Origin of the sequence: Natronorubrum bangense (assembly GCF_004799645.1) — an archaeon.
GTDB classification, from domain to species: domain Archaea; phylum Halobacteriota; class Halobacteria; order Halobacteriales; family Natrialbaceae; genus Natronorubrum; species Natronorubrum bangense.
Map to the genome: position 1 here is coordinate 298,922 of NZ_CP031306.1, position 21,180 is coordinate 320,101.

The following is a 21,180-nucleotide window of genomic DNA, read 5'->3' on the forward strand; positions in this document are numbered from 1 at the left end:
GTCTCGAGCGTTACAGCCTCGAGATGAAACCACCAACCATTTCCCCCTGAATCGTCGGTACAACTCCCCCTGACAGCCTTAGCAGACGGTTTTCTGTACTCGAGTCGGCGGTCGAACAGCAGGGTGACCCAATCTGTGTTGGCAGCAGGTGTAATATGGCGTGGTTCCTCGAAGAGGTATGAACAACGCGACCGCCACTCGGATGGAAGCAGCGTGTTCACTCCTTGCAGAGTCAGAACGCCGATATCTCCTCTACGAACTGGCAACCCACAGCGGCGCGAACCTCGAAGAGGTCGTTGGTCAGATTGCTGCGTGGGAACACGACGACGATCAGACACAGGTCGACGACGAAACCAGACAGCGTGTCTACGTTTCGCTAGTCCACAACCATCTGCCTCGGCTCGCGGATTACGGGATCATCGAATACGACCTTCGAAGTGGTGACATCGTCCTCGACGACGGCTTCGACGATATCAAGCCGCTTTTGAACCAGTTCAAACAGACCGAAGACGACCCGACACTTCGCCGACTCTCATCGCTGTGAACTGACCGGATTTTCGTCGCCATCCAGACACTCTGAGCTGGTCTCGTGGTCGTCAACCTCTGCATCTTACTGAATCGCTCCATCTGCCAGCGCTGTTCTCGAATCGAAACAGAGAGGGGGCTCCTGACGAGACGTTCGATGTGAGTCGCGCTCGAACGCTTGGGCTTTTTTTGGCCCTTGCAGGAATCTGGGGGACCGCGTTTGTCGCGATCAGTGCAGGCCTCGAGCACTTTCCACCAGTGCTGTTCGCAGCACTGCGATACGATATCGCAGGCGTGGTCATGCTTGCCTACGCGGCCTACGCCGTCGACGACTGGTATCCGAGCGGGCGCGACGAGTGGGCGGTGGTCGTCGTCGGAGCGACGCTGCTGATCGCGGCCTATCACGTCTTCTTGTTCGTCGGCCAGCAAAACACGACCGCAGCTGCAGCCGCAATCGTGGTGAGTCTCTCACCGGTTTTGACGACCGGTTTCGCTCGAGTGCTCGTCCCATCCGACGCGCTGTCGCCGCTTGGTACCGCCGGCTTGCTCGTCGGGCTGGTTGGTGTTGGCGTGATCGCCCAGCCAGATCCCTCGAATCTGCTGACGACAGATGTCGTTGCAACGCTGCTGGTGTTCTGTGCCGCCGCTGCGTTCGCACTCGGGAGTGTCCTCACTCGCCGTCTCGAGACCACGTTGCCGATCGAGACGATGGAGGCGTGGTCGATGCTCGGCGGTGCACTCCTGATGCACGCTGTGAGTCTGGCGCTGCGCGAGCCACTTGAGCCATCGACGTGGACACATCCCGAGGCGATCGGTGCGCTCGGCTATCTCGCACTCGTCGCGAGCGCGCTGGGGTTTCTGCTGTATTTCGACCTGCTCGAGCGCCTCGGTGCCGTCGAGATCAACATGGTTTCGTACGTTGCGCCGATCTTCGCCGCGCTGGTCGGCTGGCTCTATCTGGGCGAAGTCATCGATGCGACGACCGTCGTCGGCTTCGGGCTCATCGCGACCGGCTTCGTTCTCGTCAAGCGGCAGGTGCTGCGCCGCGCGGTTGGACAGCTCCGCCGACACAAGTCGAGTGAGTGAGCGAGGGTACAGTCGCGAACACGACTCGTTACTGGTCAGACTCTCGGCGACGGTGTGCATGCCCAACGTACAGTGCGAGGAGATGCAGGATGATCAACCCGAGAAAGAGACTCGCCTCGAAGGACGTCGACAGGCCAGTGATAAGCACCGGGAGGTACAGAATCGGCAGGACGATCGCGCCCCAGAACCCCGTGGTGCGAATCGGCCCAGCAAGCGATGGGACGATCTTCTCGAGTGTCCCATCAACGTCTTGATCCTCGCCATCTCGCTCTCGAGACACCACGGTGTCCTGATCGTGACCGGAGGGTTGGTTCGACATCGAACTACTCAGTTCTTTCAACTGAGTGGATTTCAGCAGATAGACCAGCACGAGCGTTTCACCGTGTTGTGAGAGGTTTACCGTGTGTAAGGTCGGCCTGAATCTGAATCCCACCCTCTCCACTCGAATTGGTCGATTCTCAGCCGGATGGCTCCAGCGGACACCGTTCAGTATGCAATTGCTACAGCCATCAAAAAACCGAAACCGCACCCAAAGCCGACTCGTGGGTTACTGGAAGCCGATCCGACTGCCGCGTCGTCCCGTCGGGTCCGGCCCGCTCGAGCCACCTTTGAACTCCTCTTCGATCTGCTCGTAGTACTCGAGGATGTCGTCGGTGATCGTCGGTCGGACGTTCTCCATGGCCTTTCGGAAGTGACGCATTTCGACGATATCGGCCTCGTGGTCCTCGCGTAGCGCTTCGATCGCCGCCTCGCGGGCGATCGACTCGAGGTCGCTGCCGACGTAGCCGTCGGTGATCTCGGCAATCTCACGGAGCGTGACATCGGCTGCCAGCGGTGTTTCCTCCGTGTGAATGTTGAGGATGCGTTCACGACCGTCGATGTCGGGCTCGCCGATCATGACGAGCCGGTCGAACCGACCCGAACGCAAGAGCGCGGGATCGATCATGTCCGGACGGTTCGTCGCCCCGATGACCATCACGTTCTCCATCTCCTCTAACCCGTCGAGTTCGGTCAGCAGCTGGTTGACGACGCGTTCGGAGACGTTCGAGCCGACTTCGCCGCCTCGGCCCGGCGCGAGCGCGTCGAGTTCGTCGAAGAAGATCACCGTTGGCGAGACCTGCCGCGCCTTGCGGAAGGTCTGTCGGATGGCCTTCTCCGATTCGCCGACCCACTTGCTGAGCAGCTGTGGGCCACGCACCGAGATGAAGTTCGCGTTGGTCTCGTTGGCGACGGCTTTCGCCATGAGCGTCTTCCCGGTGCCGGGCGGGCCGTACAGCAAGACGCCGGATGGCGGATCGACGCCCAGCCGACTGAACCGCTCGGGGTTGTTCAGTGGCCACTCGACGGACTCTTGGACTTGCTCTTTGGCGTCGTGGAGACCGCCGACGTCGTCCCAGGAGATCTTCGGGAGTTCGACGAGCACCTCCCGCATCGCCGAGGGTTCGACCTCGTTGAGTGCGCCACGGAAGTCCTGGCGCTTGACGATCATCCGGTCGATCAGGCTCGGCGGGATATCCTCCTCGTCGAGATCGATCTCCGGAAGGTATCGGCGCAGCGCCTTCATCGCGGCCTCTTTCGTCAGCGACTCGATGTCCGCCCCGACGAAGCCGTGGGTCTCGTCGGCCAGATGGCCGAGGTTGACGTCATCCGACAGCGGCATCCCGCGCGTGTGGATCTGGAGGATCTCCTCGCGACCCACCTCGTCGGGCACACCGATTTCGATCTCACGGTCGAACCGGCCGGGTCGACGCAGCGCGGGGTCGACCGAATCGACGCGGTTGGTCGCTGCGATGACGATGACCTGACCCCGTGCCTCGAGGCCGTCCATCATCGTCAGCAGCTGAGCGACGACACGGCGTTCGACCTCGCCGGTGACATCTTCACGTTTCGGTGCGATCGAGTCGAGTTCGTCGATGAAGATGATCGATGGCGACTCCTCGCTTGCATCCTCGAAGATCTCCCGGAGCTGTTGTTCGGACTCGCCGTAGTATTTCGAGATGATCTCCGGGCCTGCAATGGAGAAGAAACTCGCGGACGTCTCGTTGGCGACGGCTTTGGCGAGCAGCGTCTTCCCCGTGCCAGGTGGGCCGTGAAGCAAGACACCCTGTGGCGGCTCGATCCCCAACTTCTTGAAGATCTGTGGGTGTTTCATCGGGAGTTCGACCATCTCCCGCACGCGTTGAATTTCGCCTTGGAGGCCGCCGATGTCCTCGTAGGTGATCCCGCCACCGGTCTTCTCGAAGCCGCTGATCGGCTCCTCGCGGAGTTCGACGTCGGTGTCCTCGGTGATGAGGACGACGCCCTCGGGTTCGGTTTCGACGGCGATGAGCGGAATCGCCTGCCCCGGCGAGCGCATGAACGGGTGGTTCGTCGAACTCATCACGGGAACGATGTCGCGGCCGACGACCGGCCGTTTTAAGATCTGGCGTTTGACCATGCCAGCCGCGTCGGAGCCGAACTGGACTGACGCCTCCTCCGGCGGCGCGAGCGTGAGTTTGTCCGCTTTCGTGGCTTCAGCCTTGCGGATCGTGACTCGCTCGCCGATACCCACATCGGCGTTTTGCCGAGTGAAGCCGTCGATGCGGACCGTATCCGTGTTCCAGTCCTGCCGGTCTGCGCGCCACACCTTCGCGGCGGTGGTGTTCGCGCCTTCAATTTCGATGATGTCGCCCGGACTCAGCTTTAGATGCAACAGCGTGTCCGGATCGAGTCGGGCGATACCACGACCCGAGTCGTTCGGGTATGCCTTCGCAACCTCCAGTTGAACTTCATTCATGATTCGGGATGGACGGCGATGTCAATGACTCCGCTTCCTGAGCGGATAGTTTTTTTGCTAGCGCAGATTGTTACCGTGCTAGATGCTATCACATCGAGGTATGACTGGCGCGTACATAGATGTACCGGCATCGGTTGGTTTTGATGGTACCGACAGCTGCTCGAGGCAGCTATTCGTGGCAATTGGATGCGAGTTGTTGTGACCGATACTGCTTACTCCTCCTCGTGTTTGATGGCACGTGTGCACAAGCAGTGATTTGACCCTCAGTACAGTGATCGATGTCAGAGTCGCCCCGACGACTACGTCGAAAGCCATGTCACCGCAGCTATCTCGAGGTCTGCGAGCGTACTGGGGGTGGACCTCGAGGGCACCTCGATTCAGTTGCGACTGCACAAGTGTGGCAGTGAGACCCGTAACCAATGCCGATGATCCTCTGTCGACCAAGTCCCGCTGTGTGACCACGAGTGGTGTGGGGTTGGCGATGTCCGGACCGAGCATCTCAAGATCTCGGAAGCTGATCAGCGACGGGTGCAGTCGATGCGAACCGGCGAAAGACGATATGACCGTCCTCGAGACAGACCTCGACGACACGACGCCGGAGATTCTCGGCGGACTTCGGGAGAGGCTGGCCGACACAGGAGCGCGTGACGCAGGGGTCACACACCGCTGAATGCGAGAGTTCGAGACGTGCGAAGTGACAGTAAAGGTCTCGAGCGACGTGATGGTGATGAGCAGGTGTACGACGTGAGTGCGGAAGACGACGACGCCGAGACAGTCGCCGCAAAAGCGGACGTCCCGACCCGTAACGTGATTCGTCGGATCGAATCCGGCGCTCGAGATATAGTCCGGAGTTAGTTGTGATCGACGACGCGAGTTACTCGAACTCGACGACGAGATCAACGTAGTACGGGGCGTCGTCGATCGACGGGTCCTCGGGCGCGTCGTCCACGTAGAGCAACCAGACGACGCGTGTCTCTTCGTCGGCGAGGGATGATTTGAGTTCGTACTCGAGGCGTTCGGTTTCTCCGTGATTCAGCGAGAGATCGGTCCGGTGGAGTTCGCGCTCTTCCCCAACGGCCGTCTCGCCGTTCTCGTTCCCGGATTCGAGCGACTGTTCGACAGCGACGAGCGTGTATTCTGTGGTTCTGTGCTCGTGATTCTCGACCTCGACAATAAATTCCGCAGGTTCTTCCTCCACTACCTCCGTTGGGAGCCCGTCAGCGGTCAACTCCCCGTTCTCCGTTTCGGTGAGCAGTGAGAGTGAAGAGAATTCGTCGTCCTGTGGAAGATTGACGGCGGCGAACCCGACGCTACCAGCCACGAGAAGCAACGACACCACGAGGAGGACGGTCAACGCGGCGTCGGCCCAGCCGTCGAACGGGAGGGCGCTCGATCGCCCCGTCGCGAGCCACGAGCGGATTGGAACCGAAAACTGCTCCTCTTCGGGGAGGTTCCGACGCCTGACCGTAGCGATCGCAGTCACAATGAGGGTAAACGCGGTGAGAGCGGCGGTCGTAGAGGTGAGGTGAACTCCGTTGTACGTGCGAGCCAGGGGAAAGCCGAGTGCCGGTACGATAACAAAGCTAAGCGCGAACGAGAGCCCTACCCGTTCGACGCTGCCGATACCGGACCGCAGTCGCCCCGATCGCAGCGAATCTGGATCGTCTACAGGCGCACAATCGGTTAGATCAGTGTCGTCGGGATACAGTGCGGCGACGACGACGTAACCGGGAACAAACAGGACGAACGCTACCGCGACAGGAACGCGGATTGGTGTTTCTCGAACGATCGGCGCAAAGACCGCGAAGTTGAGTAGAACAACGGCAGCGATGACGAGCACGAGATCGACCGGGACCGTCCCGCGGCGATGACCGTTCGACGACATATCCGAGCGATCGGTTCTCATCCGGTCACTCTACTTCTGTTGACGGTAAAAGACCAGTTGGCGACTTACCATACTGTAACGTCTTCTGGACTATTCCCGGAATACGGTCGTAGGTAACAGATCGTGTTAACCGAATGTAAACGATCGGACGGAGCAGACGGTGACTTCGTGGAAACAGCGTCCCAGCGGTAATAACATATTACCTCCCCTCCCTTTGAAATTCCCTATTCACGTAGTGTCCCCGATGATCAACTCACGACGATCCGCGGCGAGGCGTGCCCCGTTCGGCGAGTCTCCGCTGTCTCGAGCGAATTACGGCGGTTGTCGGTCTCGACGGCGTCGACTTGTCCGGTCCGCAAACGACACGGCCAACGGAGGCACGGTCCCTGCCGGTTCGTCCGACGAAACGCGATCACGATCGAACTCGCAGGCGATGGAGGACCATGAGTTCGAGCGATGAAGACAGCGGGGCTTCCACGGTAGAGGAGAAGCAATTGATTTCCGAGCTACGGAACGGTGCCCCCGTCGACCCGGCCGAGAATATCCGCTCCAGTCGCAACGATAGTTTGCGCTTCCGCTCGTCCCGCCGTAACCGGGTCGCCTTGGGACTCGTTGCCGTCGGGACACTGGCTGGGGTCGGCGGCGTCGTCTTCTCGGACGCTCGCGAAGTGTTGCTTTCGCTGGCGGCGACAGGACTTTTCGGTGCCGTTCTCGCTATCGTTCTCAGTTCCGACCGAGTTCTCCCCGATACCGTCGCCGAGAACGTGTACGCATCTTCCGCGACCAACGGAGCGGCACTCGTCGACGCGCTCGAACTCTCCGACCGACGAATATACGTCCCGGCCAACGGCAAGGTGTTGCTCTCCGTCCCTGCGGAGGGTGATCAATCAGTTCCGACCGACCCCACCGTCCCGTGGTCGTCGGCCGAGACGGACACGACCGATCTGGTCTTCGAGCCGAGTGGATCAGGGCTGTATCGAGACGTCAATCGAACGCTTCCCGGTGACCTCGACCCAGAGGTCGAAACGACTGCCAAAGCACTCACCGACGGACTGGTAGACGTACTGGAGATCGCCGACGAAGCAGTCGCGGACGTCGTTCCCTCGGAGGGGAAGGCGACGGTCGGCGTGGCCGGAAGCGCGTTCGGCGACGTCGATCGGTTCGACCATCCGATCGCGTCCTATCTGGCCGTCGGGTTTGCGAGCCGACTCGGTCGCCCGGTGACCCTCGAGGTCCGTTCCGCCAGCGGTAGCGCGGACTGGGAGATTACCTGTTCGTGGGATTCAGTGGAGTGAACGGCCCTCGATCGAGTTGTATCGGGCCGCTACTGTGCGCCGGTCCGTCGTTTCGTGCCTGTGAGGCAGCGTAAGGAGTTACACCATCACGATCATCCGCCTTGCGATCACGACCGCGAGTCCGATCAGTCCAAGCACGAGAATCGATCTCGCCCGCATCCACCACTCAGGCCTCGCGATGCTCGGGCGAATGAGGTCGACGAGGAGCAGGAAACCGACCGTTGAGAGCACGAAGAACAGTTCGTACGAGAACGCGCCCAGAAAGGCAAGGCTCACGATGACACCGAGCATCCACACGAGTTGCCAGGAGAGTACCCGCATACGTCGCTGGGTTACCATGGTTCGTTCCACGCCGTGTGGGTAAGTAAAACTGGGGCCAGCCGACACGTCATCCGAGTTCGTCTGTGCCGACCGTAGACGGTCGCGCGCGTCACCCGCGCGAGAACGTGATGCGGGAACGGAACTCTCGAGCAGCACGGCTGCGCTGCATCACACCCGCACATCATCACCCTTTCTATGCCTGCACAAGCAACTAACGGAGCGGGTTCGAGTGTTAGATGTGGATCGACGGGCATTTCTCGCTTCTGGCAGCCTCGCACTCTCGACCGCTACCGCCGGTTGTGCTTCCAACTCGCATACGTCCAACGAATGGCCAGAGGCGTTCTTCGCACCGTATCATCACCTACCAAGCGTATCGAACGGGCAGCCGATAGAGTGGAGTCGATCGGCGGGCACGGACAGACTCAGTTTGGCGTTTATTCTCGCCGGACCGGACGGAAATCCCGCCTGGGACGGAGACCCCGACCACGTCGTCGGCGAGAGCCCGTTCGACGACGAGATTGTGGCGTTTCAGGACAACGGTGGGAAGCTGATAGTCTCCTTTGGGGGTGCGCTGGGCGACTACCTCGCGGAGGCCTTCGACGGTCCGGAGTCTCTCGCGGACGCCTTCGAACGGGTCGTTCGGGAATATGATGTTGACTATTTTGACATCAACGACGAGAAGGCCGACCAACCGGTCTTTGACCGACGCAACGAAGCGCTCGCGTTGTTGCAGAACCGCTATCCGGAGTTGAGGGTATCGTACACGCTGCGGGCCAACACTGACGGAATCTCCGACCTGCCGATACTCGACAGCGCGATTGATCACGGCGTTGAGATCGAAATAATCAACGTGATGACCATGAACTACGTGTACGTTGCTCCGAGGGCTGAACACTGTATCTCGACGCTCGAAGGGGCTCACGACCAGCTCGCCGAACGGTTCCCGGACAGATCGGAAGAAAGACTCTGGTCGTTAATCGGAGCCACGCCGATGATCGGTGAAAACAGCGCCGGCGGTGCGTTCTACCCAAATGACGCTCGGCAACTCCGGGAATTCGCCCAGGACCGCGGCGTTCGAATGCTCTCTTTCTGGACCGTCGAACGAGACAGCCCCGGGGAGGTTGGAGAGGTAAATCCAGAACACAGCGGTATTGAGCAGGACGATTTCGATTTCTCATCGATATTCTCCGAACATAATTCGTAACGCGCCTTCGATGCGTAGTTCGCGTAGGTGTAGCCGAGTGGATTCTTCGTAACGATCGATGCGACTATCGTCCGTTGGTTGGCGGCAAAGGCCGAGAACGATACCTCGAACAGAAGAAAGGGGCGGTTTCTACCGATCCGGCCACGGCACTATATAACGGTTGTTGACGTACGACTCGTGATCGCGTACCCCATGTCTCGAGAACGCCCCTCTAGGCTGTCGACAGAGGTACCGGGCGGCAGCGAGTTCGCTCGCCGAAAGCGTCGATCGACCGCCGGAGTGATCGGAGGCGACGGTCGAGTCCACCGTCGGATCGCACAGACTACTAATGGAAAGAATCGCGTGGTCACGCGTACGCACCTATGAACGCGGTCGTCGATCGGGATCGAATCTTCGATCTCACCGTCCGAATCTTCCTCGTCCTGCTTCCGATCGCTGGAGTTCTCGGAGTTGCCGTTCCCTTCCTCGTCGGGATGACGGATTTCAGCGTGCTCGGCATCTATCTCGCAGTTCCGATGATCCTCGCCCCATTCGTCGTTCGGTCGGTCTCGACCAACGCGAGGAATCGATCGGTTTCGTTCGACTCGCTCGACTGGCGCGTTCCGTCGATCCTGATTCACGCGTCGGTCGCGCTGATGATCTATCTGACGGCCTCGTTTGCGGTTCGACCGACGTGGTTCTTTGTGGTCTACGCCGTCGTCTACGCTCTTTTGTTCGTCCTCGTCCTCTCGGGTACGGGACCCGTCCACGTCGCCCTTTCGCTCTATCACCTCTGTCTGACCCTTCTAGTGTCGATCTTCAGTGTCACGCTCAACTACAACTACTTCATCGGACGAGAGGATCTCCCGCCACACCACGCGATGATCCAGTCGATATACGAAACGGGAACAATGCCCGAAGCGGCAGAGATATATGAACAGTTTGCCCTGTGGCATGTCTACGTCGGCTCGACCTCGTCGCTGTCCGGTCAGTGGCTCGACTCGTATACAGCGTTGATGTTGCTATCCGGGTCGATATTCGCCGCCGGAGTACCAATGGTGTACGCGCTCGCGATGCGCCTCGTGTCGAACGAACGGGTCGCGTTGCTATCCTGTTTGGTGTTAATCGCGATTCCGGAATACGTGTTCTACGGCATGTACTCTATCTCTCGCAGCGTCACCTCCGTTCTCTTCGTTGCCCTCCTCGTGACGCTCGTCGCCAGCGCCTCGCCGCGCATGCGACTTCTCCGTATCCTCTTTATTGGAGGAATCGTCGTCTACCATCCAGTCACGATTCCGTTTTTGGCCGTACTGTTGGGGATCCTCTACGGTGCCGAGCGGATGTGCTCCGGTCGACCGTACGTTGTCGACACCTTCACTGTCTCTATTATCGGCGTGGTCACCGCTGTCTACTGGTTTTACCGCGCGGAGTTCTTCTCGAGCTACTTTCTCACTCGGCTTGTGGAGATGGGGACCGAGCTCGTATACGGCGGTGCATCGGGAGAGGGTGCGCCGAGCGGAATATTTGAGGCGCCGTGGAGAGAGGTGGCCAACTACACGCCCTACTCGTTTCTCGTTTTGTTCGTCCTCGTGGGGTTCCTGTCCTGGTTCCTCCGCGATCGGGAGCGGTCCGGTGCGTTCGCGTCGTTCGCAGTTGCATCGGTAGTCATGATCCCGTTGCTTTACCCGTCGCCGGTACTGATCGTGGACGCGCTTGCGGGAGTCCATCTTACCGAAGGACGATTTGCCCACTACGGGTTCGTTTTTATTGCACTCACGGGAGGATACGGGCTGTACGCGCTGTTGAGTGTGGGTGGAAAGAGGGGGTTGCTCGTACTCATAGTGCTGCTGAGTTGTTTTTCTTTCGTTGCCGTCTCGAACGATTTCGTTTCCTCAGACAATCCCGTCGTCGACCGTCCATTCTACACCTACTATCTCACCGAACAGGAGGAACGGACCTTTGAACGGGTACTCGAAATTCACGAGGGGGCACTCGGCGCCGACCACATCACCTGTCACTACGCGGAGAACATACACGAGGCGGAGTGCAATGCATTTCCCGTAGAGAACGAGACTATCGTCCACGCGGAGTTCGACGGAGTGGTGATACGCGAGGACGAGTTCGAGAAGCGACCGGTGTACACGGCCGAAGACGATGCGTACGTTTCCGCTGAGAAGATGGCCTGGGACGAGTTGGCCGAACGCAACCGCGTCCACGATTCGGGGACGGTCTCGTACTACCGGTAGCGAACCCGAGATCGTACTCTCTTGGGATACGTTCCATGTTTTAGATCCCTCGTGAACCGGTGGGACCGTCCCAGATCAGTACGAGATGTCTTCGAGTCCCACACGGTCACTCTCGGACCTCTGCTGCCAGTTGTCCGTAGTCGAGTAGGGCGAGCGCGTGACAGCCCAGCAGCCAAATCCCCGTTCCCGCCCCGACGCCGACAAGTATGGCGATGTACCCACTGAACGTCTGAACGAGCACATAAACCACGAGCCCCATGACGAGCGTAATCACCAAAACCCGTGCGAGACACTGTCTCAGCGGAACGAGTTCGAACCCGAGCTCGACATGGACGAGGTATACGGTTATGAGAGAGTAGAGTCCGTGCGTGATAACGGTCGCGATGGCTGCCCCCTCGACCCCGATGACGGGTATCAGAAGCACGTTCAGCCCGAAGTTTCCGATCGACGTGACAAACTTAGCCACGGCCCGGGTACGCGCCCGTCCGAGGTAATCGAGCGTGTCGCTCGAGATATGTGCGAGTCCTTCGAAGAAGACGAACAGCGCGAGTATCTGAACGACCGGAATCGCTCCGGAATACTCTGCGCCGAAAACGTTCGGGATCGCGACTCCCGCGACGAGGACGATGCCGGTACAGGCAGGAATATAAAAAACGAGCACGTTTTTCAGACTCTCCTCGTAGATTTTGGAAGCTCGCTCCAGGTGGCCCGCGGCTTTTTCCGCGCCGTACGTCGGGGAGAGTGCGAAACCGATCGCGGCACCCGGAATGCCGACGAGTCGCGATAGTTCCTTCCCGATCATGTAGTAAGCCACGGCCAGCGGATTGAGGAAATAACCGACGAGAAGGATGTCCATCTGCCGATCGACGACTTCCGATAGGTTCGTAACCGAAAGGGGAACGTTGTACTTCAAAATTTGGTTCCGGATCTCGCTCGTCGGGAGGGACTCGTTGGCGACCCGATCTCGAACCGAGTTGACCGTATAGAACCCGACCAGCGTGACAATGCCGAACCCAACCGCGTAGCCGATCACCGCGGAGACGGCCGTCGGTCTATAGAGCACAAACGCGGCGACGAAAAGCCCCGTGAGTCCCGCTTCCGTCGCGTGGAGCTTGGCGCTGGTCGCAACCCGTTCGTACCCTTGCAGGATCGTCCGGTTGTACTCATGGAGGGAGTAGAATAGAACGTAGCCAGATCCAACAAAGACGACTGAAGGGAGGGCCGGTTCGTCAAGCAACGCCCCGATCCAATTGGAGGCGGCGGCCAGAGCGAGAGCGACCGTCGCCGCGGCAACGATTGCGATCCGTTTCGACTCTGAGACGACCGTGTTTGCCACTCCGGGGTTATCGTGTTTGTACTCGGCGACGTACCGTGCCGCAGAACGGGCGATCCCGAGTTCGCTGAACAGCCTTGAGACCATGAAGACCGACACCGCCAGCGCGAAAATTCCGTAGGAATCTGCACCCAGAACGCGAGTCAGAAATACCAGAATCAGCCCGCCGATCAGCGCGTGGAATACTCTCCCACCAAGCTCTGCGGAGATATGTTCAACGAGTTCGCTTCTCATTTAGTCACGTGAATGAGTACGTGGGCCGTCGAGTCTGTCCGTCGGGTCGCATTTTTCGGCACGGTGCGTTCGGTCGTCTCCGGCACTCGAAATATCGGATTCGTGCGTCATACACAGTCGAAAGCAGCTCTGATCGCGGTGACTCGGTTACACCGTTTACCGATAAAAACCCGGTGTCAGTAACGGCGGTAATCGCGGTGTTTCCGGCGCCGAATACGCGATTATGGCGACAGCCGTGTCCGGACCGATCGCGGTCGAACGGCAAATTCAAAGGGTATAGAATCTGCGACCGAAGTTCACGCAAGTGTCTCGTGCGTTCCGGTTATGGACTCGAAAACCTGACTGAGGGTGCCTAGGAGAAATCCCAGCGAACTCCCGAGAGCAGCCGTCCACTCTCTTCTCAGAGCGTATCTGAGGAACGTTCGAAAGGTGGCCCCGATCATCGCCCACGCGAACAGCGGTGCGTGTTTCCGCTCACCGAGCGATTCGAACGCGCGAACGCGGTTTCGACCCTCGCGTGCATTTGATTCGAAAACGTCCCTCTCGTGGTTGGTTTCAGGGTGCTTGAGGGGGAGTTTCGGATCGATGAGCGAGTGGTATCCCGCCTTCTTCAGTTGCCAGCCGACCATCAGGTCCTCCCCCGGCTCACGGCCGGCCGTCCACTGCGGGAACCGCACGTCCGTCACGACGTCCCGTTTGTAGCTCATATTGCTCCCGCCGATCCAGTCGCCCTTCATCACCGTGATCGGCGCCTCTCCCGTCTGATACGATCGAACAGAAAAACCTGCATTGTTGATCTTCCACAGAGAGGTTCCCTGATAAAAAAGTCGATCAAACGCCTTCGAAAGCGCATCGACGGTGTCTTCTCCTCGTTCGTCAGTTCGAGGACCGAACAGCAACCCTCCGATTCCAGCAAGAGTCGGCGAATCATGCAACGAATAGAGAGCATGTAGTCTGTCGAGATACGATGGCGCAAGGACCGTATCGTCGTCCAGAAAGACGACGACACTGCTCGCCGCGAGCGTCATTCCCGTGTTTCGAGCGGTGCCCGATCCGGGTACACAACCGCGTTTGGAACCCGTGATCGTCAGATCGGCCGTCTCCGGAAGTATTGACCGAAACCGTTCAACGAGCTCCGAAGAGAGTTCTCCGTCGTTTACGATGATTACCTCTTCCGGCGGTCGTGATTGGTCGCCAATCGACGAGATACACCGCTCGAGATCGCGTTGTCTGTTCCGAGTCGGAACGACTACTGAAAATTCGATCGAATCAAGCGTCTGTTCCGTATCCCGCTTATCGACCGGAAATTCCCTCTCGGCAGTGATCATACCGTCGTTTGTTCGATTGAGTGTATAATGTTGTGTACACGCTCGGCGAACGGTCGGTCATAATGATACGTATTATCGAAACATCACACTATCGAACCGGTATCAGTTCCGAAAGGCAAGGTATCCGGACGAACTGACCGGCGTCGGAAAGCGACCGTCAAACCGGGCCTCTCTCCTTACCTCTGGAGACGAACGTCCGTTCGAGTCGACGCGGACTCTCCGTCGGATGTTGTCACTTCGAGAGAGACCTCGTATTCGCCGTGTTCGTGACGCTTCCGTAGACGGTCGGAACTGCAGGCACCCGACCCGCTGACGCTGACCGTTTTCGAGTCGACGACGCTCCTGTCGTCCGGATCGATGAGTCGGAGAGAAACCGTCTCGAGGTTGCTATTGGCGTCGGAAACCGCCCACCTTACGCGCACTCTGGCCCACTGTGGGTTACTCCAGTTGCGTAGACGGAATCGATTGATCCGAGGAGCCGACGTAGCACTATCTTCGTCGTCGGGTTCGTCTTCAGGTTCGTCGTCAGGTTCGTCGTCGGGTTCGTCGTCAGGTTCGTCTTCAGGTTCGTCGTCGGGTTCGTCGTCGGGTTCGTCGTCGGGTTCGTCGTCGGGTTCGTCGTCGGGCTTATCACCCGTCGCCGTCGAGAATGTGATCGTCGATCCGAAGTCCGGTGACTCGGTCCCGGACTCGTTCCATAGCTCTGGTCGAACCTCGTACTCCGTTCCCGCCTGCATAGTCTCGAGCGAGAGTTCATACTCCCCCTCACTCGTCACTTCAAACCCGCCCGCTGACGACTCCGGCCAGCTGTCCGCGCCGACCGGCGCGTACGCCGCCCAGAGGTAAGCGCTGTCGACGTCGCCCATCGACTCGATCGTGACGTGCAGCGTGGCTGTCGATGTCGAGATGTCGGAGACGCCGTCCGTGACCAGCGATATCTCGTCATCGACTTCCCGGTCCTCGCCGTTTGACGGATCACTAATAGAGTGATCGTCCGTTCCCGTGCTGGCGGCCCGTAGTAGTTCATGATTCGAAGTATCCCCGCCGATCTGCCAGAACATCAATCCGTGAAGTTCCCGGTCCGCGACGTACTGGCACTTCCGCTTGACGCTCTCGGGAGTCTCGTGGGAAACGAATGTCTCCTGACTCGCCGAATACGAGAAGGGGGCCTCCGCGGTGGAGTCCCAGAACGTCTCGAACTCCGAACTATCGAGATACCGTTCGGCGATCGTGGAGTACTGTTCGCTGCCGCCCCAGGTCGACCAGGGCTGGCCGAGACCGTTCGTACCGCCGTCGAGAACGCCTTCGAAGACGACGCCGAATGAGGGAACACCGAGGTTAATTTTCTCTGTTGGGATTCCTTCTTCGATCCACGCCTGCAACGCGGCGTGAGAAGACGGTGGGTAATCATGAACCCCGTCATCTATCTCCGAAAAAAGCGGGGCGTCGTGTTCGGTAGCGCTGGACCAGCTCCCGGCGTAGTTGTAGTTCATAACCGCCACGAAATCGAGCAGTTCGCCGAGGCGCTGCGTATCGTGTTCGCGAGCTCGCCACGGCTGTGGCGACAACGATGCCGAGAGCCAGTAGTACTTTCCATCCTCGCTACCGGCTTCATCCAACCGTTCACGGAACAGTTCAATCAGCGCCGTGAAGTTCCGCCGCTTCTCGGCGTTTTCGGCGTCGGAAGCGCTGATATCGAGTGGGAACTCCCAGTCAATGTCGACGCCGTCGAGGTCGTATGTCCGGAGATAATCGAGGGTCGTCTCGACGAAATGCTCCCGGCGAGTGGCAGTACTCACTGCATCCGCGAAGTTCTGCGAACCGCCGGCACCTCCGAGCATCACGAGCACGTTCGATCCGTCTCGATCGACCTGACGGAACTCCTCGAGAACGGAGGACTCGATCGACGGATACGTGAACTCTACGGTCCCGTCAGGCTGCGGGGTGAAATCGGAGATACTGACGAAATCAAGCAGTTCAAACGGAACGTCCGACGGGCGGTAATCGTCCCACCATCCCCACGACGGGTACCAGCCGTTGACGTGGTACCCGTTCGAGGAGGACTCACTACCGGTATTCGCACTCGCTGTTCCCGCCGTCAATCCTGCTGCGACGAACGCCGTTCCCGTCGCTTTCAAATACGATCGCCGGTTAATCGTACTCTCGGTTCGGTGATAATTCTTGTCCGCGTCATCTTCCCGCTCCGTCGGGTCGCGTACCATGCATCCATTGTCAGTCGCTCCAGAAAGCTATAGAGTTTTGTTAATATATCCATTCTTTATATAATTTTTCAGCATTTCTCCTGGGTGTGTGGTTAATTACTAGTTGTTAAAACAGCAGTATGAGCGATTAAAACACGAACTTCTCGATCAGTTATAAAATCGGATTATATCTTGGTACGCCAAAATACACCAGAGTTTGATTATTCTAAGCAAAGACTGGTGAGATCTTAGCTGGATCAAGTCACTAATTCGATCTTGGCCGTCGTTCCCAGTATTCTGCCCGGTGACGGTTTATTAGCCTCGGCGTGATACGGGCCCTATACTTCGTGACTATGGACGACCCTGCCCTCAGCGTCGTGATGCCGACGTACAATGCCGCCGAGTACCTACGATCGGCGATCGATAGTATACTCGCCCAGACGTTCTCGGACTTCGAACTGGTGATCGTCAACGACGGTTCGACTGATGGAACGCATTCGATAATTGAATCGTACGACGACGATCGAATCCAGACGGTTCGATTGGAGACCAATTCCGGAATCCCGACCGCTCGTAACCGAGGAATCGAAAAGGCACGTGGAGAGTACGTCGCTTGTCACGATTCAGACGATCGATCGCACCGAACGCGATTCGAACGACAGGCTCGGTACTTAGATGCCAACAAAGGGGTCGCTGCCGTCGGTACCGGTGCGTTGCTCGTCGACGAGAGCGGCGATCGGATCGCTCGTCGGCGGGTCGCGGCGGATCCGTCGCTCTCCGATCTCGTCGACGTGAATCACTTCGTTCACGGTTCGATGATCGTTCGACGATCCGCACTTGAGGAGGTCGGGTACTACCACGAGTGGTTCGAACTGGCGGAAGATTATGAGCTCGTTTTACGGCTCGCGGATAGATACGACGTTCGGAACATCGACGAACCGCTCTACGAACAGCAGATCCGAACAGACAGCGCTTACGGTTCTTCGCTCGAAAAGATATGGCTGTACGACCTATTGGCGGTAAAGAAATTAAAGAAACCCGAAGATTGGTTGGAACTGAAACGGATCGTCGATCGGGACGGAGTTCGGGCCGCGAGACAGTACCTCTCCCGGGAAGAACTGACGGACTATCATCGCAAGGTGGCCAGAGAGCGGCTCAGATACGGCTACCCGAAAGAAGCGCAGGATCACGTGCGGCAGGCGGTCAGTTTCTCGAAACCGAGTCCGATGCTCTGTGTGTTGTACTCGCTGTCGTTTTTTCCTCCGACGATAACCAAGCGGACCGCAAAAGCGTATCGTCGATACTTCCTGAATCCGCGGCTTCGATTGGCCAACGCTCGAGTGGCCGCGAGAGCTGCCGGGTAGTACCGATCGACGACCCGACGAACCCGATGTGCTAATTCTCGAGTGCCTCAGTCGAAGAGTGTGTTCGCCATCCTCGCGACGTACGCGCTGCAATCGGTCAGTGCCCAGTCGAGTTCGTACGGTTCGCTAGCGCCGTTTATCCGCGGAAGACGGTGTGGGTTGGATGTCTCATCAACGTGTACCTCATTTTCGATAGACGCCGCAAGATCATGGGTAGATCGGACAATTTCTACGGCCTCTCGAGAATGATCGCCGTAGGGGTAACAGAATCGAGTCACGTCAATCCCCAGTGATTCCTCGAGTTCCTCCTTCGACCCCGCGATCTCCGATACTAACTTGTCGCCGGTGAGTTCGGACAGCCGTGGGTGTGATTTCGAGTGATTTCCGATCGTCACAAGTTTGTCGTCGGCGAGTTCCGCGAGCTGTTTCTCGGTCATGTACTCGTGATCGTAGTGCTCGTCGTGAGTGAACTGATCATCGAGAAGAGCGTTCGAAACGACGAATACCGTCGCAGGGGCGTCGTACTCATGAAGGACCGGCCGAACGTTCTCGTAAAAGTCGGTTGTTCCATCGTCGAACGTCAGCGCGATCCTAGGCCGAGCCGTCGTTTCGGTCACGTCAGTCAGGTCAACGATGTCGTATTCCGCCTCGAGCCGTTTGATTTGATTTCGAAACCGGGCGAGCGAGATATCGTCGTGGTATCCACCGCTGACGGAATGATACATCAGGATCCGGTTCCCGGAGTCGGGGAACGGCAATGTCGACGAGAAACCAAGGTACTCATCGACAAGCGCCAACGCGGACCAAATTCGATGCGTCGGTATCAATGTCGTTCCTCTGATTCGTTGCGAATCGATCGTACGTTCTCAGGAAACATTAATAAACGAACCATATCGTTCCGTCGGTACGTCAGAACTAGCCGCCACTGAACTGGTTGACAGGACGCTGGAGTTGGTTTCTCCCGAAATAAAACCCGTATACGAGCGCCCGGACGCTAAGCAACGCAGGTAAGGCGGCCCATCCGGTGTCGCCCCTTGCCATTCCACGGACGAATCCCTTGGCCCCGAGCCCGAACTGTTCGTACAGTAACCTGGTCATCGGGAAATCCATGAAGCCCTCGCCGGTCGCGAACGACTTGGCCCCTTCTCGTTGTGCCCTTGCGAATTCCGAGAGCGTCTTCATCGTATCGTGGTAGATGGGATCGTCCAAGTAAACTACCTGGTACCCGCTGTCCCGGAACTTCCGCGCCCAGTCGATGTCTTCCCCCCAGTGAACTGATCGGTCGATACCGCCGACCTCCTCGAACACGTCGCGCCGAAACAGGGCGTTACCGAGACCCAACAGCCCGACCTCGTTGCGTATACGGTCCTCGAGAATTAAGTTGAAGTGGCGAGCGTACGCCTTCGAGATCGGGGAGGAACTCGGCGGCGGTACCAAGACCGGCCACACGGTGCTCACCTGCTCATCGTAATTAAAGTACTTGACTGCTCGACGGAGCCATCCACTGGCCGGAAGATAAATATCGGAGTCGAATAGAGCGACGAGTTCTCCGCTCGAGCGTTCCAGTCCGGTCTGTCTCGCGCTCCCTAGCGGCCCCGTATCGATCACGACTTCATCGGCGAATCGTTGAGCGATCGCCGTCGTCTGGTCATTCGAACCGCCGTCTATGACGACGATTTCGACATCGGAGTACTCCTGCTTGGTTATCGACTGAAGACACCGTTCGATTGTCTCTTCGCTGTTGTACGTCGGAATACACACCGAGACAGCCGGCAACTCGTCCGGATTCACGACATCAGCGGTTAGCGATTCCGGAGTGGGATCGACTACGACGTACGGATCGGTCGCCTCTCGCATCGTTTCGTTCGTTTTCGCATCCATAGCGGCTATGTCCAAGACGGGCGACATAGTACCGCAGCATCGTCTGTAGCGGGAATACTCTGTTGAGTCTCCGCTTCGATGACGAAGTAGTATGTTACTCACGGATGAAATCTCCTATAACTACTAAATGTGGTGTTGTGTATCGACACCGATACACACTGATGATCAGATAGAAGTTCTCTAGAGAACACAACGATTTCGAGGCTGATAGATAGCCCCATGAAGAGATGATATTGAGATAGAAGGCCTATCAGTTTTAGCTGGCGGAGACAGTACATATTGATGCTAACTCGTTCAGATCATTAACTGGGGTTAAGCGCTAATTCACTATCCTCAAGGAGCGAACGGCGTCAGCCGTGAACGAGTAGGATGGGGGAGTTCACTACTGGTTTCATGAGCGCATCGTGGCTGTGGGAGATCCGGACCAATAGCTGTCGGGTTTCCAACTCGCTTCGGCGACGAGCGGTGCAGTTACTATCGCGATTGGGGATGCGAATGGCGAGTCAGTTCGATGAAGAAGTTCTGGGTCGCCGGTCAGTTTTTTATTTCAGATACTGAGTTCTCATTCGCCAAAGGAAGCTTTGTATTAACATGATCAAAACCTTTGGTATGAATTGTCCGAGTCTAATATGGGACTCCTCAGTGCCGTAAACGGGCTCCATCGGAACGTCTCTAACCCTCATATTGGCGACGTTCAGTCTCACGAGTAGCTCGTTGCGAAGCCCATAGTATTCAAAGAGGTCTTCCACGTCGATGCACTCAAGCGCCTGCGCCGAGATTGCGGTGTATCCGTTCTGTGAATCCATCATCTGCCAATAACCGGAAGCAATACGCGTCAAGAGCGTCAAAAGAACGTTTCCAACGAACCGCACCGTCGGCATCGAATCCTGCAGTTTCCTTGACGACAGTCTGTTCCCCTTCGTGTAGTCCGCTCTTCCGTCCACGATCGGATCTAGCAATCTGGTCATTTGACCCAGGTCCATCTGGTCGTCGGCATCAGTTGTCACTGTAATATCCATTCTGTCTTCACGGGCTTGCAGGTACCCGGATTTGATCGCACCGCCTACGCCCCGGTTCTCTCTGTGACGAATCGGAACGACGCGCCCGCTGGATTCGTAGACGACTGCCTGGGTCTCAGGGATCTTCCACGTTGTGCGCCCTATTCCACCCGATCCGACGCAAATTGCGCCTCCGGCGTCGGAGCCCGCCGCCAGAATCTCGGTCCACGTATCGTCGGTTGAACGATCATCGATGACGTAAATTCGATCGACGTAGTCCGGCTGTTTCCGTATGACATCGCCAACCAAACCGCTCTCGTTGTACGCTGGGACGACGACACCGACAGTGTTATTTCTATACATGATTACGAACCGAACCACCAGAGTTACGATTCGACATATGAGGCAGACCACGGAGGGCGAAAAACCGATGGACTGTTACGAATTGTAATACTCTATATATTGGCAGTAATATGCTTGATTGGTAAATTTGAGTCAGATGTCAGCCCCAGTACTTCACAAAG

General features: G+C 57.9%; 17 protein-coding genes and 1 pseudogene. 8 read left to right on the top strand and 10 right to left on the bottom strand.

What is annotated here, in order from left to right; translation table 11 throughout:
• Nucleotides 1-178 precede the first annotated feature (178 nt).
• Both DV706_RS16895 and DV706_RS16900 read left to right on the top strand, forming a co-directional pair.
• Nucleotides 179-544, top strand: coding sequence for a DUF7344 domain-containing protein (locus tag DV706_RS16895; RefSeq protein ID WP_006067725.1), 366 nt, complete (start codon nucleotides 179-181; stop codon nucleotides 542-544).
• A 140-nt stretch (nucleotides 545-684) separates the two neighbouring features.
• Nucleotides 685-1,611, top strand: coding sequence for a DMT family transporter (locus DV706_RS16900; RefSeq protein WP_049889979.1), 927 nt, complete (start codon nucleotides 685-687; stop codon nucleotides 1,609-1,611).
• Nucleotides 1,612-1,639: 28 nt separating this feature from the next.
• Here DV706_RS16900 and DV706_RS16905 read toward each other — a convergent pair whose 3' ends face one another.
• Both DV706_RS16905 and DV706_RS16910 read right to left on the bottom strand, forming a co-directional pair.
• The gene (locus DV706_RS16905) at nucleotides 1,640-1,930 is read right to left on the bottom strand and encodes a hypothetical protein (RefSeq protein WP_049889989.1); all 291 of its coding nucleotides are present in this window, start codon (nucleotides 1,928-1,930) and stop codon (nucleotides 1,640-1,642) included.
• A gap of 228 nt (nucleotides 1,931-2,158) precedes the next feature.
• Nucleotides 2,159-4,387 carry a CDC48 family AAA ATPase gene (locus DV706_RS16910; protein ID WP_136350751.1) on the bottom strand — a complete coding sequence of 743 codons (2,229 nt, stop codon included), beginning with the start codon at nucleotides 4,385-4,387 and terminating at the stop codon, nucleotides 2,159-2,161.
• 559 nt (nucleotides 4,388-4,946) lie between these two features.
• Here DV706_RS16910 and larC point away from each other — a divergent pair.
• Together larC and DV706_RS22515 are read left to right on the top strand one after the other, a co-directional pair.
• Complete coding sequence (gene larC, locus DV706_RS22510; protein ID WP_006067721.1) at nucleotides 4,947-5,057, top strand: nickel insertion protein; 111 nt, start codon at nucleotides 4,947-4,949, stop codon at nucleotides 5,055-5,057.
• A 17-nt stretch (nucleotides 5,058-5,074) separates the two neighbouring features.
• Nucleotides 5,075-5,242: a hypothetical protein gene (locus tag DV706_RS22515; RefSeq protein ID WP_006067720.1), complete on the top strand. Its 168-nt coding sequence runs from the start codon at nucleotides 5,075-5,077 to the stop codon at nucleotides 5,240-5,242.
• 19 nt (nucleotides 5,243-5,261) lie between these two features.
• Here DV706_RS22515 and DV706_RS16920 read toward each other — a convergent pair whose 3' ends face one another.
• Nucleotides 5,262-6,272, bottom strand: coding sequence for a DUF1616 domain-containing protein (locus DV706_RS16920; protein WP_240756791.1), 1,011 nt, complete (start codon nucleotides 6,270-6,272; stop codon nucleotides 5,262-5,264).
• Nucleotides 6,273-6,874: 602 nt separating this feature from the next.
• On the opposite strand from DV706_RS16920, the gene DV706_RS16925 reads away from it, so the two are divergent.
• On the top strand, nucleotides 6,875-7,567 hold the full coding sequence (locus DV706_RS16925) for a hypothetical protein (protein WP_136350750.1): 693 nt from the start codon (nucleotides 6,875-6,877) through the stop codon (nucleotides 7,565-7,567).
• Between the two features lie 78 nt (nucleotides 7,568-7,645).
• On the opposite strand, the gene DV706_RS16930 is transcribed toward DV706_RS16925, so the two are convergent.
• Nucleotides 7,646-7,906 carry a hypothetical protein gene (locus tag DV706_RS16930; protein ID WP_240756789.1) on the bottom strand — a complete coding sequence of 87 codons (261 nt, stop codon included), beginning with the start codon at nucleotides 7,904-7,906 and terminating at the stop codon, nucleotides 7,646-7,648.
• Nucleotides 7,907-8,315: 409 nt separating this feature from the next.
• Here DV706_RS16930 and DV706_RS16935 point away from each other — a divergent pair, with 409 nt between their 5' ends.
• Nucleotides 8,316-9,092 carry a glycoside hydrolase family 18 protein gene (locus DV706_RS16935; protein ID WP_006067716.1) on the top strand — a complete coding sequence of 259 codons (777 nt, stop codon included), beginning with the start codon at nucleotides 8,316-8,318 and terminating at the stop codon, nucleotides 9,090-9,092.
• A gap of 362 nt (nucleotides 9,093-9,454) precedes the next feature.
• Entirely contained in the window at nucleotides 9,455-11,317 is a 1,863-nt protein-coding gene (locus DV706_RS16940) for a hypothetical protein (protein ID WP_006067715.1), read from the top strand.
• Between the two features lie 106 nt (nucleotides 11,318-11,423).
• Here DV706_RS16940 and DV706_RS16945 read toward each other — a convergent pair whose 3' ends face one another.
• The 3 genes from DV706_RS16945 to DV706_RS16955 form a co-directional block, all read right to left on the bottom strand.
• A complete protein-coding gene (locus DV706_RS16945) occupies nucleotides 11,424-12,884 on the bottom strand; it encodes a flippase (protein ID WP_006067714.1) in 1,461 nt (486 codons plus the stop codon).
• Between the two features lie 296 nt (nucleotides 12,885-13,180).
• Entirely contained in the window at nucleotides 13,181-14,212 is a 1,032-nt protein-coding gene (locus tag DV706_RS16950) for a glycosyltransferase family 2 protein (protein ID WP_006067713.1), read from the bottom strand.
• A 176-nt stretch (nucleotides 14,213-14,388) separates the two neighbouring features.
• A complete protein-coding gene (locus DV706_RS16955) occupies nucleotides 14,389-16,434 on the bottom strand; it encodes a glycoside hydrolase family 18 protein (RefSeq protein WP_006067712.1) in 2,046 nt (681 codons plus the stop codon).
• Nucleotides 16,435-16,766: 332 nt separating this feature from the next.
• Between DV706_RS16955 and DV706_RS16960 the strand changes: the two genes are divergently transcribed.
• A complete protein-coding gene (locus DV706_RS16960) occupies nucleotides 16,767-17,777 on the top strand; it encodes a glycosyltransferase family 2 protein (protein WP_006067711.1) in 1,011 nt (336 codons plus the stop codon).
• A 47-nt stretch (nucleotides 17,778-17,824) separates the two neighbouring features.
• On the opposite strand, the gene DV706_RS16965 is transcribed toward DV706_RS16960, so the two are convergent.
• From DV706_RS16965 to DV706_RS16975, 3 genes and pseudogenes are all read right to left on the bottom strand, one after another.
• Nucleotides 17,825-18,502 (bottom strand): polysaccharide deacetylase family protein, encoded by a 678-nt coding sequence (locus tag DV706_RS16965; protein ID WP_136350748.1) that lies wholly within the window; start codon nucleotides 18,500-18,502, stop codon nucleotides 17,825-17,827.
• Nucleotides 18,503-18,692: 190 nt separating this feature from the next.
• The gene (locus tag DV706_RS16970) at nucleotides 18,693-19,658 is read right to left on the bottom strand and encodes a glycosyltransferase (protein WP_161569782.1); all 966 of its coding nucleotides are present in this window, start codon (nucleotides 19,656-19,658) and stop codon (nucleotides 18,693-18,695) included.
• Between the two features lie 548 nt (nucleotides 19,659-20,206).
• Nucleotides 20,207-21,019 (bottom strand): annotated as a pseudogene (locus DV706_RS16975) (glycosyltransferase family 2 protein); the annotation flags it as partial.
• Between the last annotated feature and the right edge of the window lie 161 nt (nucleotides 21,020-21,180).

What these genes read in the sequence shown, in the direction of transcription:
- DV706_RS16895 (WP_006067725.1), top strand. Translation starts at nt 179, where the DNA reads ATGAACAACGCGACCGCCACTCGGATGGAAGCAGCGTGTTCACTCCTT.
- DV706_RS16905 (WP_049889989.1), bottom strand. Translation starts at nt 1,930, where the DNA reads ATGTCGAACCAACCCTCCGGTCACGATCAGGACACCGTGGTGTCTCGA.
- DV706_RS16910 (WP_136350751.1), bottom strand. Translation starts at nt 4,387, where the DNA reads ATGAATGAAGTTCAACTGGAGGTTGCGAAGGCATACCCGAACGACTCG.
- larC (WP_006067721.1), top strand. Translation starts at nt 4,947, where the DNA reads ATGACCGTCCTCGAGACAGACCTCGACGACACGACGCCGGAGATTCTC.
- DV706_RS16920 (WP_240756791.1), bottom strand. Translation starts at nt 6,272, where the DNA reads ATGTCGTCGAACGGTCATCGCCGCGGGACGGTCCCGGTCGATCTCGTG.
- DV706_RS16930 (WP_240756789.1), bottom strand. Translation starts at nt 7,906, where the DNA reads ATGGTAACCCAGCGACGTATGCGGGTACTCTCCTGGCAACTCGTGTGG.
- DV706_RS16940 (WP_006067715.1), top strand. Translation starts at nt 9,455, where the DNA reads ATGAACGCGGTCGTCGATCGGGATCGAATCTTCGATCTCACCGTCCGA.
- DV706_RS16945 (WP_006067714.1), bottom strand. Translation starts at nt 12,884, where the DNA reads ATGAGAAGCGAACTCGTTGAACATATCTCCGCAGAGCTTGGTGGGAGA.
- DV706_RS16950 (WP_006067713.1), bottom strand. Translation starts at nt 14,212, where the DNA reads ATGATCACTGCCGAGAGGGAATTTCCGGTCGATAAGCGGGATACGGAA.
- DV706_RS16955 (WP_006067712.1), bottom strand. Translation starts at nt 16,434, where the DNA reads ATGGTACGCGACCCGACGGAGCGGGAAGATGACGCGGACAAGAATTAT.
- DV706_RS16960 (WP_006067711.1), top strand. Translation starts at nt 16,767, where the DNA reads ATGGACGACCCTGCCCTCAGCGTCGTGATGCCGACGTACAATGCCGCC.
- DV706_RS16965 (WP_136350748.1), bottom strand. Translation starts at nt 18,502, where the DNA reads ATGTATCATTCCGTCAGCGGTGGATACCACGACGATATCTCGCTCGCC.
- DV706_RS16970 (WP_161569782.1), bottom strand. Translation starts at nt 19,658, where the DNA reads ATGGATGCGAAAACGAACGAAACGATGCGAGAGGCGACCGATCCGTAC.